Annotated in this window: 14 protein-coding genes; 10 read left to right on the top strand and 4 right to left on the bottom strand. The window is 62.9% G+C overall.

What is annotated here, in order from left to right; genetic code table 11:
* Positions 1 to 9: 9 nt before the first annotated feature.
* On the top strand, positions 10 to 399 hold the full coding sequence (locus tag HBB12_RS06315; RefSeq protein ID WP_236988560.1) for a response regulator: 390 nt from the start codon (positions 10 to 12) through the stop codon (positions 397 to 399).
* Positions 400 to 724: 325 nt separating this feature from the next.
* On the opposite strand, the gene HBB12_RS06310 is transcribed toward HBB12_RS06315, so the two are convergent.
* Positions 725 to 2,176 (bottom strand): sensor domain-containing diguanylate cyclase, encoded by a 1,452-nt coding sequence (locus HBB12_RS06310; RefSeq protein WP_236988559.1) that lies wholly within the window; start codon positions 2,174 to 2,176, stop codon positions 725 to 727.
* A gap of 1,041 nt (positions 2,177 to 3,217) precedes the next feature.
* Between HBB12_RS06310 and HBB12_RS06305 the strand changes: the two genes are divergently transcribed.
* Positions 3,218 to 3,469, top strand: coding sequence for a hypothetical protein (locus tag HBB12_RS06305; RefSeq protein ID WP_236988558.1), 252 nt, complete (start codon positions 3,218 to 3,220; stop codon positions 3,467 to 3,469).
* An 875-nt stretch (positions 3,470 to 4,344) separates the two neighbouring features.
* Here HBB12_RS06305 and HBB12_RS06300 read toward each other — a convergent pair.
* A complete protein-coding gene (locus HBB12_RS06300; protein WP_236988557.1) occupies positions 4,345 to 4,593 on the bottom strand; it encodes a hypothetical protein in 249 nt (82 codons plus the stop codon).
* A gap of 283 nt (positions 4,594 to 4,876) precedes the next feature.
* On the opposite strand from HBB12_RS06300, the gene HBB12_RS06295 reads away from it, so the two are divergent.
* Entirely contained in the window at positions 4,877 to 5,119 is a 243-nt protein-coding gene (locus HBB12_RS06295; protein ID WP_236988556.1) for a DUF6894 family protein, read from the top strand.
* Positions 5,120 to 5,362: 243 nt separating this feature from the next.
* On the opposite strand, the gene HBB12_RS06290 is transcribed toward HBB12_RS06295, so the two are convergent.
* Positions 5,363 to 6,204 (bottom strand): IS5 family transposase gene (locus HBB12_RS06290; RefSeq protein WP_442919232.1). Its coding sequence is split into 2 segments (ribosomal slippage): positions 5,363 to 5,814 and positions 5,814 to 6,204, totalling 843 coding nucleotides; the frame shifts between segments, so codons are not numbered across the junction.
* A gap of 358 nt (positions 6,205 to 6,562) precedes the next feature.
* Here HBB12_RS06290 and HBB12_RS06285 point away from each other — a divergent pair.
* The 3 genes from HBB12_RS06285 (at position 6,563) to HBB12_RS06275 (ending at position 7,799) form a co-directional block, all read left to right on the top strand.
* The gene (locus HBB12_RS06285; RefSeq protein ID WP_236988555.1) at positions 6,563 to 7,021 is read left to right on the top strand and encodes a hypothetical protein; all 459 of its coding nucleotides are present in this window, start codon (positions 6,563 to 6,565) and stop codon (positions 7,019 to 7,021) included.
* 2 nt (positions 7,022 to 7,023) lie between these two features.
* The gene (locus HBB12_RS06280) at positions 7,024 to 7,290 is read left to right on the top strand and encodes a hypothetical protein (RefSeq protein ID WP_236988554.1); all 267 of its coding nucleotides are present in this window, start codon (positions 7,024 to 7,026) and stop codon (positions 7,288 to 7,290) included.
* A gap of 176 nt (positions 7,291 to 7,466) precedes the next feature.
* Complete coding sequence (locus HBB12_RS06275; protein ID WP_135414726.1) at positions 7,467 to 7,799, top strand: hypothetical protein; 333 nt, start codon at positions 7,467 to 7,469, stop codon at positions 7,797 to 7,799.
* Between the two features lie 505 nt (positions 7,800 to 8,304).
* Here the strand turns inward: HBB12_RS06275 and HBB12_RS06270 are convergent.
* Positions 8,305 to 8,637 (bottom strand): hypothetical protein, encoded by a 333-nt coding sequence (locus HBB12_RS06270; protein WP_236988553.1) that lies wholly within the window; start codon positions 8,635 to 8,637, stop codon positions 8,305 to 8,307.
* A gap of 346 nt (positions 8,638 to 8,983) precedes the next feature.
* On the opposite strand from HBB12_RS06270, the gene HBB12_RS06265 reads away from it, so the two are divergent.
* From HBB12_RS06265 to HBB12_RS06250, 4 genes are all read left to right on the top strand, one after another.
* The gene (locus HBB12_RS06265) at positions 8,984 to 9,802 is read left to right on the top strand and encodes a transglutaminase-like domain-containing protein (protein ID WP_236988552.1); all 819 of its coding nucleotides are present in this window, start codon (positions 8,984 to 8,986) and stop codon (positions 9,800 to 9,802) included.
* 147 nt (positions 9,803 to 9,949) lie between these two features.
* Positions 9,950 to 10,198: a hypothetical protein gene (locus tag HBB12_RS06260; protein ID WP_048435260.1), complete on the top strand. Its 249-nt coding sequence runs from the start codon at positions 9,950 to 9,952 to the stop codon at positions 10,196 to 10,198.
* Positions 10,199 to 10,760: 562 nt separating this feature from the next.
* A complete protein-coding gene (locus HBB12_RS06255; protein WP_135414731.1) occupies positions 10,761 to 12,281 on the top strand; it encodes an ATPase domain-containing protein in 1,521 nt (506 codons plus the stop codon).
* 2 nt (positions 12,282 to 12,283) lie between these two features.
* A complete protein-coding gene (locus HBB12_RS06250) occupies positions 12,284 to 14,326 on the top strand; it encodes an ATP-binding protein (protein ID WP_205820884.1) in 2,043 nt (680 codons plus the stop codon).
* Positions 14,327 to 14,428: the final 102 nt, after the last annotated feature.

Genomic DNA, 14,428 nt, shown 5'->3' with positions numbered 1-14,428 from the left:
GGTTGCATAATGGGACAGTCCTTCAATCCGGCCGACGTCGCCGTCCTCGTCGTCGAGGACGACGCCCTGCTTCGGGCCGAGGCCGTCGACCTCTGCATCGAGGCGGGCTTCACGACCTATGAGGCACGGAACGCCGACCAGGCCATCCAACTCCTCGAACGCCATTCCGAGATCCGCGTCCTGTTCACCGACATCGAGATGGAGGGCTCGATGGACGGCTTGAAGCTGGCCCACGCCGTGCGGGAGCGCTGGCCCCCGGTCGCCATCATGGTCACGTCGGGGCGGCGCAAGGTGACGAAGGAGGATTTGCCCGACAATGGCCTGTTCTTCGCCAAGCCATACCCGCCGGACGATATCGTCAAGGCCCTCAACGGCATCGCCGCACAGGTCATGGGCTAGCCCCGGCCCCGGGGCGAACCGATGCCCCGACGAAACCGACGAAGGCGGCGTCCAGGGCCACCGCCCAGGACGCCTCTGACCTGCTCAGGGAATGGAGACGAACCGGGACCTGTGATGCTATGCGCGCCGGCAGGAGAGACGACATCCGCCCCTCCTCTGCCCGGCCGGACGGTGATGCACCGACTTTCGGACCTCTGATCAAGGTCGTACGATAGGTCGCACAGTTCCTGATCTCCACCGAGACCGACGGCAGTCAATCGGACGGCGAGTCATCAGCACTGAAAGTGCGGATGAACCCCGTTTGGATACCGTTTGACGCCCTTGTTCAGCCGGCGGTGTGGCGATCTGATGCCCCCGAATAGGTGCAGGCGGTACCCTTGCACGTGCGCTTGGCCTCGTAGAGAGCCGTATCTGCGTTACGAAGGAGTTCTGTTCGGCTCCGCGCTTCCCCACCAGACCAGGCGACCCCGATCGTCCCCGTGACGCTCGCAATTTGCCCAGGCCCATCCGCCACGATGCGGAGGCTGTGAAGCAGCCTTTGCACCAGGGCCTCAATGGCTCCTCGACCCACCGTCGGCGGGACCAGAACGGCGAACTCGTCGCCTCCAAGCCGTGCCGGAACACACGAACTCAGGTACTCGGCACGGAGCTGGTCCGCCACGCGGCGCAGCACTTCGTCGCCTGCGGCGTGCCCCAAAGCGTCGTTCACATCCTTGAAGCCATCGAGATCGATCAACAGCACCGCAAATTCCGTATTCCTGGCGTCGGCTTCCCGCAGGCGGCTGTCCAAAACCCGGTTGAACTCCGCCCGGTTGGATAGCTGAGTAAGATCGTCGGTGCGAGCGGTCTGTCGTAGCTTTTGCTCCATATGATACTGCTCGGTGATATCCTGAAGCAGGCCCATCAGCGCGACAGGCCTTCCCTTCGACACCTCGATCTCCGCGAGGCAGCGAACTCGTCGGCGGTTGCCCTTTGCCGTCATCAAGTCAGCATCCAGCTCGAAGGGCAGACCCGTGTTGAGCGTGCGCATCACCGCGGCAAGAAACGCGCTTCTATCCGGCTCCGGAAAGAAGCTCATAATCTCGTCATTCGGCACACCGCCGCTCACGGGCAGCTCATGGATCGCGAAGATGCCGTCTGACCAGGTCGCGGCGCGGAGTCCGAGATCGTAGCGCCAGGAGCCCATCACGGCCATGCGCTCCGCCTGTTTGAACTGCCGCCGCTCGCGCTCGAGGTGCTCGACGGTCAGGCGTCTATCCTCGGCCGCTTCGGCCGCATGTAACGCGGCCATTCTCGCCTCAAGAAGCGCTTCGGCCATGCAGGCCAGTTCCGAGAGAACCTCCACATCAGAGGCGCAGGGTTCACGAGGCTTATCGTCCAGCACGCAGAGGGTGCCGACGACGACCGCATCACCGCCGGTCTGCATGACCCGGACGGGCACCCCGGCATAGTAGCAGATGTTAGGGGCGCCAATGACAAACGGACTCGACGCGAAGCGTGGATCGAGTCGAGCATCGGCCACGGTCAAAGGTGCTTCGGTCTCGAAGACAACCGGGCAAAATGCTCCGGCACGAGGCGTCTCGGACGCCAAGGGACCGCATCGCGCCTTGAACCATTGCCGTTCAGGGTCGATGAGCGTGATCGAGGACATGCGGGTGCCGAGCATGCGCTGAGCGAGCTTCGCCAGAGCGTCGAACTCGCGTTCCGGGGCCGTGTCGAGCAGCGCGATCTCAGCGAGCGCCTTCTGGCGCACCGCTTCTCGTTGGCTGTCTGACATGTTCCCTCGCCACGTTCCTCCGCCATAGCTACCTTGGCACTGATGAATGTCCCGTTCCTAACGTTTTGACCAGGAGCCGCCACCGGAGTGATCGAGTCGGCTCGGCCGAGTTGAGGCAAGTCGGTAGCGTCCCTGTACATGTCACCCATGGCTTTGCGCCGAAACAGAGTGAGCCAGTGGCAGCTCTGATGCTTATCGCGATTGCGCAACATGTGACAGCGCTGGCAGCGCGCCGCCAGGTTGGTATCCTGAATATTGGCCGTGTCGTGGTTGCGGCGGGCTACCGTCGGCACCATCAATGCGACGAAACGCGGGCGAGCAAGTCCTCATCACGCGGCCGCTGCCGGAACCGGTGATCCTCGCGATCGAGACAAGTCGAGTTTGCAGCGTATTACCACCAATCATTGCCGAGGCGGGAAACTCTCTGCAGGTGCGGGTGGTCACATATCACGCACCGGACCTGCGTCCTGCGGGAAAATCTAGCTTGTCCAAAATTGAACACGACTTAGGCAGAACGCCGACCGCGCGGCGGACCGGAAGCGTTTTCCCCGTCACGGAGACCCGGCCCGCCGGTGACGCCAGCCGAGCGGCCATGAGGCGGCAGGCTGGTGTGACTGCTGGGTCAATGTTCGGGTGCTAGTCCGGTTCCGGCAGCACAAAGGCCGCCAGAGATTTAGAATCTTGGCGGTCTCCGTTCTGAGTGGGCTGCGATTGCCCATCGCACCACGCAACACCTGCTCGATAGATTTGCTCCAGCTTGATGACAGGCGTGTCGAGCTCACCTGTATTGTGCTCGAAGAGGGGTTCAACAGCGAGATTTACGACCATCGCAAGTGTAGTTTTGGAAAATAATATATCGACATTCGTAAGTAAAAAATTTGATCCTAAATGACATTAGTTCGATTCCTTGCCCTCTGTTTGATGGCGAATATCGGCGATCGAGGGTGCGGCATAAGGGTGTGATTGCAGGAAGGTAGCATTTTTTATTTGACTGCGGGCCTGCGGTGGAGCAGCAGTGTCTGCCGCCTCCGGAACGAGCGCATGCAACGCGAATGGAAAACGTGGCCGCAGATCGCGATCATGGTGCTACAACAGATCAAGAATTTTCCTTGCGGTCACAATCTGCTTTGGATTGAGTTCAAAGATATTGATGATGATAACAGCATGGCTAGTTTTGTAATGGATACAGAAGAAACATCTGATGTAGAAGATAAAATGCTTGCTGATTATGTAATTATGATATTAAAAAAACTAAGAATGAAATACAAAATATCGTCTGCTAGCATTCATTAGATAACAAGCAAATGTGCAAAAGAGAAAATCTTCTTGAACGCGGCGCGGGGATGTAAGAGCGCCAAGCCATTCCAACGAAGCGCTTGCACCTCATCATTAATGTGCGCGGCAATGAGGTCGTGAGCTCGATCGTAGACAAAGCAGATTATCCTTGAGGGTCACCGATCTCTTTTGAGCGAGTTTTCTCGAGCCACGCGTCCAAGATAAGTTCGCATGCGCGTCTGGGCTATGGCCGGAGCGGCGCAGTTTGACAGTACTGGCTCAGCGGGAGGATGGAGTGCCGATCTGCTTTCTCATCCAGCCCCCTCGCCGCCCGCCTCAATCGCGCCACTACTGCTGGAAGGGCGCAAGGTGATGTGGAAGACACGCGTCTGATTGACGAAGTCCGAGATGCTTTCGCTGCATGTCATAGAACTGTCCAACAAGATGCCAAAGGGACTCAATTTTCTGATCTATTTACAAATATTCTGTGCCACCTCACTTGAATAATCCGCAATGCAGGCGCAGGATACCGCCATCGCCAGCCGTTTTAACCTGTAGGCGCTGGTGGCCGAGAGAGACGTGCGCTCCCGCCTGCATCGCGAGGAGCGCTGTCATGGCAATGTCATCTCACAAGAGCTTCACAGCTTCGGAATACGATACCTGGCTAATCGAATCATCCCGTGAAAGCATAGCAAGATCTCGCGACCTACTAGAGCGAACTAGGCCACTTATTGCAATTTATAGTTTTGGACCCTTCGTGCCTGATATTTGCAAATGTGAAAAAGTGAAGCTCAAATAGATCAATTGCTGAATTTTTTCAAAAATAAACTTCATCGAAATTATAATAATGCTTAGATGACATATAGGCAGCAAGATTATATATATACTTATTTTCATTGTGTTGTAGTGTAGAGCGCGATCTGCTCCAGGGCCTCCTGGAAATCAACATACATGCCTTCCTGAGGAACATGCAGACCCTGCTCCCATCGTTCGACAGTGAACCACTCGCCAGTCAACTCGCCAGGATCTTCTGCCTTCCAGGATCGCACTCGGCCGAGCCGCTTCCCATCGCGATAAACCTGCCTCACGCTCGAATGTTTGTCGGAGCCGGGTTTCCATTCTTCGTCGTATGTGATGGGCATCGTTTTTCGTCTCCCACGCTGAACGCTACGCCCACTGTCACTCACGGCAGGTGGGTTCGCTTAACGCAACGCGCTTAGTGAGCTAAAACGACCATGGTCGGGCAGAAATTTTCACGCATTGGTCTTGTGAGAGGCGGGGCGGCGGCTGCGATCCGCTTGGTTTGCTTTATGTTAATGCACCTCGATGTCTTTCGAGATAAGGGCACATCATCGCCAACACCTGTTTTGCCCCTTGGCGGCTGTGAGACATGCGCGCTCCCGGGTTACACGAGCGGAGCATGCGATGCCGCGTTTCTTTTTCGACATCCAAGACGGCCAAATGATCCCCGACGATATAGGAACCGAGTTTCCTAACGCTCATGCTGCCCGCGATGCCGCCATCCGGATTCTGCCAGATATCGCGCGTGAGGAAATGAGCCTGGGTAAAAGCCGGCAGGTTGCGGTGCTGATGCGCGACGAGACAGGGCAGGCATTATTCGCAGCCTCTCTCATTCTTAGCGCGGAATGGTTGATCGACACAGCCTGAGATTTTAACCTAGGGCAGCATTACCTAACACGAGATGGCCAGATCTGCTGCTTTCAGTCCCTGCTGAACTTTTGGCTGCATCGCGATTTTATTAAATGGGAAAAATATATAGTATTTTATTGAAATATTTAATCGATCACGATGAGTTGGCAACTTGAGGCGCCCTTGGATCTGTATGCCATTTCCTTGCAATTGCAGCGGAGTTCGTTCGCATCGTCGCCGACCTTGAGTGTCTGTCCGGGATCATGCTGATTGTTGGCAGAGTTTTCTGAGCATGATGCGGATGGAAGCAAGGCGCAGGAAAGCCAGCGCCTTGCGGGTGCGGCACTCCCAATCCTTCGCCAGCCGCCGGCAGCGATTGAGCCAACCAATCGTCCGCTCCACGATCCAGCGCTTGGGCAGGACCTCGAACCCGACCGCCTGATCCGACCGCTTGACGATTTCCACCGTCACAGACCGGCAGACCCGTTCCAACGCCTCCCGGAACACCGGCCCCTGGTAGCCGCCATCTGCATACAGCTTCAGCAGGAACGGGTAGAGACTAAACAGCGTCGCCATGACCCATACGCCGCCATCACGATCCTGCACGTCGGCCGGATGCACCAGAGCATGCATCAGCAGACCTTGCGTATCGACGAGGAGATGGCGCTTCTTGCCTTTGATCTTCTTGCCCGCATCATAGCCGGACGGGTCGATCGTGCGCCCCCTTTTTCCGCGCTCTTGACGCTCTGGCTGTCAATGATCGCTGCCGTTGGGCTGGCCTCACGTCCTGCCTGTTCGCGGCAGAGAACGTAGAGGGTGTGATGGATGCGCAGGAGAGTTCCGTCGTAATCCCATAGATCGAAGTAGCCATGCACCGTCGAGCGAGGCGGTAGATCTTTTGGGATAGCGCGCCATTGGCACCCCGTTCCAAGGACATACATCAAGCCGTTGACCACCTCGCGCAGATCAACCGTTCGTTTGTTTCCCCCGCGTCGAGCCGGCGGGAGAAGGGGAGCAACAAGCGCCCATTCCTCATCCGTCAAATCAGTGGGATAGCGAAGCTTGCTGCGGTCGTACCGCTGGCGGTTCTCAGGCGTCCACATCGCTCAAGCATACGCCTGTCAGCGCGAACCGCAACGCGCTCCGAAAAAACAAATTCTTCCCGGACATACTCTGAGCGATCTCATGCCCGTCGGCACGGCGGCGAGCGGAGTCCGCTCGAACGCGCTTTGCGCGTCGATAGCGTCCCGGGCTCGCTGGAGAAGCGCGATCGTCGACGTCCATATTGCTCAGCTTCGATGACCAGCAGCCGTGGGGTAAGAAAAATTCTCATGGCCTACAACTTCATTGGCCGCGCGGTGATTTTTTGAGTATTTTCGTATTTGAGTTGCTATCCGCTCACTGCACACCATATACGTACTGGTGTCGTGGCGATGGGCCAGGACTGCACCGGAGGGCGCCATGCCCACCGACTTTCCTTCTCGCCGGCAGCGTTCCCCAGATTACGGTCGATCGACCCTGCGTGCCGTCATCGTCAACCTGCGGCTCCGTTTGCTCGGCTGGCGCATCGAACAGGCGCTTGAGGAACGCGATCACATCAGGCTCCTGCGCCACCTGAATGCCTGGGCCGAACTGCATCGTCGCACGTCAGAAGGATCAGGTCCGGGAGCACTGCCGAGTGCGAACCGAATAACCACAGTCGAATCCAAGGACGTGTTTTGCGATCGCGCACGCGACATCTTGTCGAGGATTGCACGCGAGGAGCGGCGTCTCGACAGGATCGTCGGCCGGCTGAAACTGGCACGCATGCAGGGAAACCGTCGCGGTTATGATCGCTCTCATGCTGTCGGCCAAATATCCTATGAACGCACGGTGCGCCTTTGGCAGCAGATCTCACTATCGTTTCATTCCAGGAGATAGTCGTGCCCTACGGTGCTGAGGTTATCGAACAAATCGAGCGGGATCACAGACGGATCGGCCGCCTGCTTCAAGCCATCGACAATGGCCGCTGGTGGAGTGCCGACGAGCCTGGGCGAGCCAGTCTCGAGACGATCAGAGGCGCGGCAATGCAGATCCATGAAGCGACGATGCTGATTGAGCGCTTGCTCAGCGGTATCGGCACGAGCTCCACGCGTGACCCGAATTCTTTGGCGTCGTTACCGGCAGCCATGGCCATTCCTGGTCCCTGAACCTCGTTCGCGCAAGGAACGTACGTGCGTGGGTCCAGTGCCCCGCATATCAGGGTGTCAAGGCCATGGCCCCCTTCCGCGGCTCCGTCGGCCGCGGTCCGAGAGGGTCCCTCGGAGCACCCGCGTTCGCATCCCGGCGGCGAAGAGCCAGCAACGCAGCACAGAGGGTTGGCTGGATGACGGATCGTCCGATCGAGCTTGACGAACGGCGCGGCATGGCCGCCCAGAAGGCGACGAAGGTGCGCCGCAGGCGAGCTGCGGTGAAAGCGCAACGTGCGGGCCTCGTCGCGCGCCAGCACGACCTGGAAGCCCACCTGTTCGCGGCCGAGGCGACGACATGGCCGGAGGCCGCCGACAAGGCGAAGTATCTGCTCGAAAGGTTTGCCGCGACGCTCTCCTGCGATGATCCTCGCTTGCAGAGCATGGTCACCGCCGTGTTGTCCGACTTCGCGCGTCTGTCGGGGCCGACCAAGCCCGAGGCGCAAGACCCGCAGGCTCCCAACATCTGACCGGAGAAGTCCAGATGACTAGCGATCGAACTCGTGGAAACCGTGAAGCCAAGAAGCCGAAGAAGGAAACCCCGAAAGTCATCGCGGCGGCACCGAGCACGAAGGGCCAGGTCGTGGCGAACGGCAAGCCCGGCGTGAAACGGTAGCCCGCCCGGGTTCGAACGACCGGCTGAGTGCCTTGCCGTCCCGTGGTGGCGGCAGGCGGCCGATACCCGATAGCCGGCTTTCGAGCCGGAGGTGGGCGTGGCCGTCACGCTGCCATCCGGGCTGCGACATCGAACCCATGCAGCGATGGTCCGACGATCGCCTCGGTCTCACGAAGTGGCGCGTCGGCGAGCGGGGACATCCCGCTCCTCGATCGCGATACAGGCTTGGCACCCGATCTCGCCCAAGCGGCTACGGACCATCGGTGCCGATCCATCGCGCGAAGCCAATGGCGTGTCGTCATGGTTTCCGCCCGCCTCTTGCCCGGCTGCGCACATCATGACGAACTCCTGTCGACCATTCAGCGCCTTTGCGGTTTCGATCTGCCGTTGATGCTCAGATCGCCTCCGCTTGGGTCAAAGGGAACGACGGGACCGCCGCAGCCCGTGCAGATCGAGGCACCGAGCTTGTTCATGCGCTCGTCGCGCCTGCGGTCGGCCTCCCTTCTTTTTCTCGCGCGGTCTTCGATTTTCGCGGGATCCAATTTGAACTTGGAAGCGGCTCCATCGACAGATCGCTCGGTGGAGTGCCTGGCACCTGCCGGGCGCGCTCCGGCGCTCGACCAGGTGCTGGAGAGGACAGCCGCGCAGATCAGCGTGGCCAGAAACACCACTGCATTATTTTGACGGTTCATCGGGAGACCTTCTAAAAATCCACTCTATCATATTTTGACATGAAAGGGTGCCTGCTGAATTCCGATGCCGTCGCGGGTTTAAGCCCGTGGAGACCACGACGCCCAAATGCCTGCCACCACCGCGAATGCCGCGATGAGAGGGAGCGACCGGCCGCTGCCCTGACGGGGGCCGGTTGTGGCTTCGATGATCGCGTTCCGGTCCGGCGAACGGAAACGCTCTTTGTTCGTGCTGTACAGATCGCTCATTCGTGTCATGGATCGTTCGAGTGCAGCCACGTGAACCGGAGACGCGAGCCGACCCGCGTTCAGGGAGAGCGCGACCCTGCCGTCCCCCCGGAGACACGCGATGCGCATCCACGTCGGCTGTGAAATGACCTACGACTTCGTGCAGGACACGCCGGTCGTCACGATGCTCAACGTCCACGCGTCGCGGTTCTCCGATCTCGAGCGACCGGATTATCTGCTGACGGTGCCGGCCGTGCCCCTGGAAGGCTATCGGGACACGTTCGGGAATTGGTGCAACCGGCTCGTCGCGCCGGCCGGGCGTTTCACGCTCAAGACCGACACGGTCGTCCGCGATCACGGCAACGGGGACATGACCGACACGGTCGCACGGCAGGAGGAGGTGCGCAGCCTGCCCGTCGACACGCTGCTCTACCTGCTCGGGAGCCGGTACTGCGAGACCGATCGCCTGTCGCAGACCGCCTGGGACCTGTTCGGCGCCATGGCGCCGGGATGGGCGCGGGTGCAGGCGATCTGCGACTACGTGCACGATCGCATTACCTTCGGCTACGAGCATTCCCGGCCCACCCGGACGGCGCTGGAGGCCTTCGAGGAACGTCGCGGCGTCTGTCGCGACTACGCCCATCTCGCGATCGCGTTCTGCCGCTGCCTCAACATCCCGGCTCGCTACTGCACCGGTTACGTCAGCGACATCGGTCTGCCGTTGCCGCATGCTCCGGGAGATTTCGCGGCCTGGATGGAGGTCTTCCTGGGCGGCCGCTGGCACACCTTCGATCCGCGCAACAACAGCCCGCGAATCGGCAGAATCCTGATCGCCTACGGACGCGACGCCGCCGACGTGCCCCTGACGCTCACGTTCGGGCCGAACACCCTCGTGGATTTCCGGGTGACGACCGAGGAGGCGACGCCGCTCACGACATGAGACGATCCGGCCCGGCTCGCGGGCTCGCGCAGGTCGCCCCTTGGTCACGGGGCGGCTTGCAGGTCTGCGCTGCGTTTCGGGGCCGGATCAATCCTGCATCGCGGCGGGTTGACGCCGTGCCGCATCTGCCGCGGTGCGGAGCGAGACATGATCAACCTGTTGCTGTCCTCGATGATGCTCGCGATCGAAGCCCAGAAGGTCGTCGAGCTGCGAATGGTCCGGCTGGCCTGGGGCGGTCCCGAGGGGTGGGCCGAGGCTCAGTCCATGGTGACGGAGAAAGTCTCGGCGGCCGGCGAGGCGATGGTGACGCTCTCGTCCGGCGGGTCGCCCGAGATGGTGGTCGCCCGCTACCGCGAGCACGTGGCGGCGAACACCAAGCGGCTCGCGGCGCCATGACCGCCTCGGGAGTGTCCGCCTCAGGAGTGACCGCAACGAGCGTCGCGATGAACGCGCAGCGCCTGGTGGAGACCGAGCACCGACTGGCCCTCGCCGATCGCGCGTGGCGGGCCGAGGTGCAGCGGCTCCATGGGCCCGACGGCGTCCTGCTCCACGGCTACGGCCCCCTCGGCAGGGGTGAGCCAGGGACGCCGCAGCGTATGGCGTACGAGGCCCGACGAGCCGCCGTAGCGGCTTGGCGGCAGGTCAGGGCCCGCGGGATCTCCGCGGCATGATCGTCGGACGAACTCGAACGCTCGCTTTTCCACCGGTATCGGTCGCCGTGCGAACGAGCCGGGCAAGGTCACCTGGGGACCGGCGGACGGCCGGACCTCGGGTAGCTGACCGCCGGACGGTCGTCCGTGGAATCTCCAGGGATGTATCCTGACACCCTCTCTCGGCGTATGCCGCGTCCTCCGGTACTCCCGACATACCGTTCGCGAGCACCCACGAGGGACCGGAAGGACCGCCGCCGTGCCGGGCGGCGGTCTCCACCGGCCCCAAGGAACCTGGACCCTCCGCGATGACCGAACCCGCAACGCGCCGGACGCCCGGCAAGGAGCCCCGGATCTCGACCGGCGTGCCCGGTCTCGACGACGTTCTCTGCGGCGGCCTGACCCCGAGCCGGCTCTATCTGCTGGAGGGCACCCCGGGCACGGGCAAGACCACCATCGCGCTCCAGTTCCTCCGCGAGGGGGCGGCCCGCGGTGAACGGGCGCTCTACGTCACCCTGTCCGAGACCTCGGACGAACTCCGCGCCGCCGCCGCGACGCACGGATGGTCGCTCGACGGCATCGACCTCTACGAGCTCGTCGACGAGATGGGCCTCGATCCCGACAGCGAGCAATCGATCCTGCATCCCTCCGAGCTCGAACTCGGCGAGACCGTCAAGGACGTCATTGCCCGCGTCGGCGAGACGAAGCCCGACAGGGTCGTGTTCGACAGTCTCTCGGAGCTGCGCCTGCTCGCTCAGAACCCGCTGCGCTACCGGCGTCAGATCCTGGCGCTCAAGCGGTTCTTCGCCAAGCGCGCCTGCACGGTGCTGCTGCTCGACGACAAGACCTCGGAGACGGGGGATGTCCAGCTGCACAGCATCGCGCACGGCGTGATCTCCCTGGACCAGATGGCGCGCGAATACGGGTCCGAGCGGCGACGGCTGCGGATCGTGAAGATGCGCGGCATCAAGTTCAGCGGCGGCCACCACGACTTCGCCCTGGAGACCGGCGGCATCCGGGTGTTCCCGCGCCTGATCGCGTCCGAGCACCACGCGGCCTTCGACCCGGTGGCCAAGTCCACCGGGTCGGCCGAGCTCGACCTGCTGCTCGGTGGCGGCCTCGTACCCGGAACCAACATGCTCCTGCTTGGGCCCTCCGGCGTCGGCAAGACCACGACCGCGGTCCGGTGCATGAAAGCGGCGCTGGAGCGCGGCGAGACGGCGACCTACTACCTGTTCGATGAGGGACTCGCGACCCTGATGACCCGGGCGGCCACGCTCGGCATGGATCTCAGACCGCATGTCGAATCCGGGCGGCTGACCATCACCCAGATCGACCCCGCCGAGGTTTCGCCGGGCGAGTTCGCCACCATGGCCAGGGAGGCGGTCGAGAAGCGCGGGTCGTCGGTCGTCGTCATCGACAGCCTCAACGCCTACCTGCACGCGATGCCGGGCGAGGAATTCCTGGTCCTGCAGATGCACGAGTTGCTGAGCTACTTCAACCAGCAGGGCATCACCACCCTGCTGGTCCTCGGCCAGCACGGCGTCGTCGGCGAGGTCCGGACGGATGTCGACCTGAGCTATCTCAGCGACGGCATCCTGCTGTTCCGGTTCTTCGAGGCTCAGGGCATGGTTCGCACCGCCCTCTCGGTGATGAAGAGCCGGGTCAACGCGCATGAGCGCACCATCCGCGAGCTGAAGCTATCCGAGGGCGGCCTCGAGGTCGGCCAGGCGCTCGAGGACTTCGAAGGGGTGCTCACGGGCTTGCCGGCCTACCGGGGCAAGGTGGCGATGCTGACGGGTCAGGCTCCGGCGGGTGGCGAGGCGTGAGCATGCCGGTCGCGCACGAGGAACGCATCCTGATCCTGGCGCCGCGGGGGCGCGATGCCGCAGTGATCGGGCAGGTGCTCGCCGGGACCGGCACGCCCGCACAAGCCTGTCCCAACCTGACGGGCTGGCTCGACGGCCTGCGGGACGGCGCTGGTGCCGCCCTCGTCACCGAGGAGGCGCTGGAAGGTGACCTCACCGACCTGTTCGCGTGGCTCGATGCGCAACCGGCCTGGTCGGATTTCCCCTTCATCGTGCTGGCGACCCGCCAGGCCGGCCGCCGCTCCGAGCGTGCGTCGCAGCGGCTCGCCCGGCTCGCCAATGTCGTGCTGCTCGAGCGCCCGGTGAATGCCGAGACGCTCGTCAGCGCCGCGGCCTCCGCCCTTCGGGCGCGCCGCCGCCAGTACCAGGCTCGTGAGCATCTCCTGGAGCGCGAGCGGGCTCAAGCGCAGCTCCGGCTCGCCAACGAGGATCTCGAGCGGCGCGTGGCCGAGCGCACGCGGGAGGTCGAGACCGCTCACGAGACCCTCGCCTTCGCCCTCGACGCCGCCGGCATGGCGTCCTGGGACCTCGATGACCGCACCGGCGCGGCGCGGCGCTCGCCCCGCTTCGACGCCGTCTTTGGGTACGGCGAGGCAGGCCCGCACTGGGACAGAGAGAGCCTGATCGCGCACGTCGTCGAGGAGGACCGCGACATCGCCGAGCGCGCTTTCGCGGCGACCCGCGAGACCGGCACGCTCGACCTCGAGTGCCGCATCCGGCGCGCCGACGGACAGGTGCGCTGGATCGCGCTCAGGGGCCGAGTCCGCGACGAGGGCGATACGGCGACGCGGATCGCCGGCATCCTGATGGACCGCACCGACCAGCGCTTCACCGAGGAGGCTCTGCGCCAAGCCCAGAAAATGGAAGCGATCGGGCAGCTCACCGGCGGCGTGGCGCACGACTTCAACAACCTGCTCACCGTCATCGTCGGCGGGCTCGACATGATGCTGCGTCGGCCCGAGCAGGTCGAGCGCGTGAAGCGCCTGGCCGAGGCGGCCATGGGCGCGGCAAGGCGCGGCGAGCAGCTGACCCAGCAGCTTCTCGCCTTCTCCCGGCGCCAGATGCTGCGGCCGCAGACGCTCAACCCGAACCGGCTGCTCCTGGACTTCAAGCCACTCGCCGAGCGGGCGGCCGGCGGAGCCGTCGAGCTGGCCTTCGACCTCGATCCCGCGATTGATCCGATCCGCATCGATCCGGCCCAATTCGAAGCGGCGGTGCTCAACCTCGTCGTCAACGCGCGCGATGCGATGGAGGGACGGGACGGCCCCGCCCGCATCGCCGTGACGAGCCGGAACATCCACCTCGGTACCTCGGCCGTCGCCGACAAGGGGGTGCCGCCCGGTCCCTACGTGACGGTGTCGGTCACGGACACCGGCAGCGGCATCCCGTCCGACGCGCTCCCGCGCGTGTTCGAGCCCTTCTTCACCACGAAGGAGGTCGGCAAGGGAACAGGGTTGGGATTGAGCCAGGTCTACGGCTTCACGCGCAGCGCCAACGGCTTCGCACGCATCGAGTCCGAGGTCGGGCGGGGCACGACGGTCAGCCTGTGTTTCCCACGCTCGACCGATCCAGCCGGCGAGGAGCCTGGGACCGGGCCGGTCAGCGCCCTTCCGCTCCGCCGAGCCGGCGCGGGCGAGACGGTGCTGCTCGTGGAGGACGACGAGCCAGTGCTCGCCATGGCTGTCGAGAGCCTCGAGGAGCTGCGGTACCGGGTGGTCGTCGCACGCAACGCCGCGGAGGCGCTGGAGCACCTCAGGGGGGTGGAGCGCATCGACATCCTGTTCTCGGACGTGGTGATGCCAGGCGGCATGAACGGCTCGCAGCTCGCCGTCGAGGCGCAACGGCTCCGTCCCGGCATCAAGGTCCTGCTCACTTCGGGCTATGTCGCCAATCTCGACGAGGGGCAGGTCATCGGGCGCGGCGAGCTGCCGGTGCTGAGCAAGCCCTATCGCCGCGACGAACTCGCCCGCTCGCTCCGGCTGGTGCTTGGCGGCGAAAGACGCTGAAGGCGTCACCAATGACGATCCGGTGCCAGCCTTCGGAGATGCCTCCACGGTCGCTATCCAATTATTTTCCGATGTATTATATTTTTATGTGAAAGACCGTAA

The sequence above is a fragment of the Methylobacterium sp. SyP6R genome (assembly GCF_019216885.1).
Taxonomy (GTDB): Bacteria; Pseudomonadota; Alphaproteobacteria; order Rhizobiales; family Beijerinckiaceae; genus Methylobacterium.
This window is presented reverse-complemented; position numbering and strand designations above follow the sequence as displayed.

Coding starts and splice junctions, on each gene's coding strand:
- HBB12_RS06315 (WP_236988560.1), top strand. CDS start 10: ATGGGACAGTCCTTCAATCCGGCCGACGTCGCCGTCCTCGTCGTCGAG.
- HBB12_RS06310 (WP_236988559.1), bottom strand. CDS start 2,176: ATGTCAGACAGCCAACGAGAAGCGGTGCGCCAGAAGGCGCTCGCTGAG.
- HBB12_RS06305 (WP_236988558.1), top strand. CDS start 3,218: ATGCAACGCGAATGGAAAACGTGGCCGCAGATCGCGATCATGGTGCTA.
- HBB12_RS06300 (WP_236988557.1), bottom strand. CDS start 4,593: ATGCCCATCACATACGACGAAGAATGGAAACCCGGCTCCGACAAACAT.
- HBB12_RS06295 (WP_236988556.1), top strand. CDS start 4,877: ATGCCGCGTTTCTTTTTCGACATCCAAGACGGCCAAATGATCCCCGAC.
- HBB12_RS06285 (WP_236988555.1), top strand. CDS start 6,563: ATGCCCACCGACTTTCCTTCTCGCCGGCAGCGTTCCCCAGATTACGGT.
- HBB12_RS06275 (WP_135414726.1), top strand. CDS start 7,467: ATGACGGATCGTCCGATCGAGCTTGACGAACGGCGCGGCATGGCCGCC.
- HBB12_RS06270 (WP_236988553.1), bottom strand. CDS start 8,637: ATGAACCGTCAAAATAATGCAGTGGTGTTTCTGGCCACGCTGATCTGC.
- HBB12_RS06265 (WP_236988552.1), top strand. CDS start 8,984: ATGCGCATCCACGTCGGCTGTGAAATGACCTACGACTTCGTGCAGGAC.
- HBB12_RS06260 (WP_048435260.1), top strand. CDS start 9,950: ATGATCAACCTGTTGCTGTCCTCGATGATGCTCGCGATCGAAGCCCAG.
- HBB12_RS06255 (WP_135414731.1), top strand. CDS start 10,761: ATGACCGAACCCGCAACGCGCCGGACGCCCGGCAAGGAGCCCCGGATC.
- HBB12_RS06250 (WP_205820884.1), top strand. CDS start 12,284: ATGCCGGTCGCGCACGAGGAACGCATCCTGATCCTGGCGCCGCGGGGG.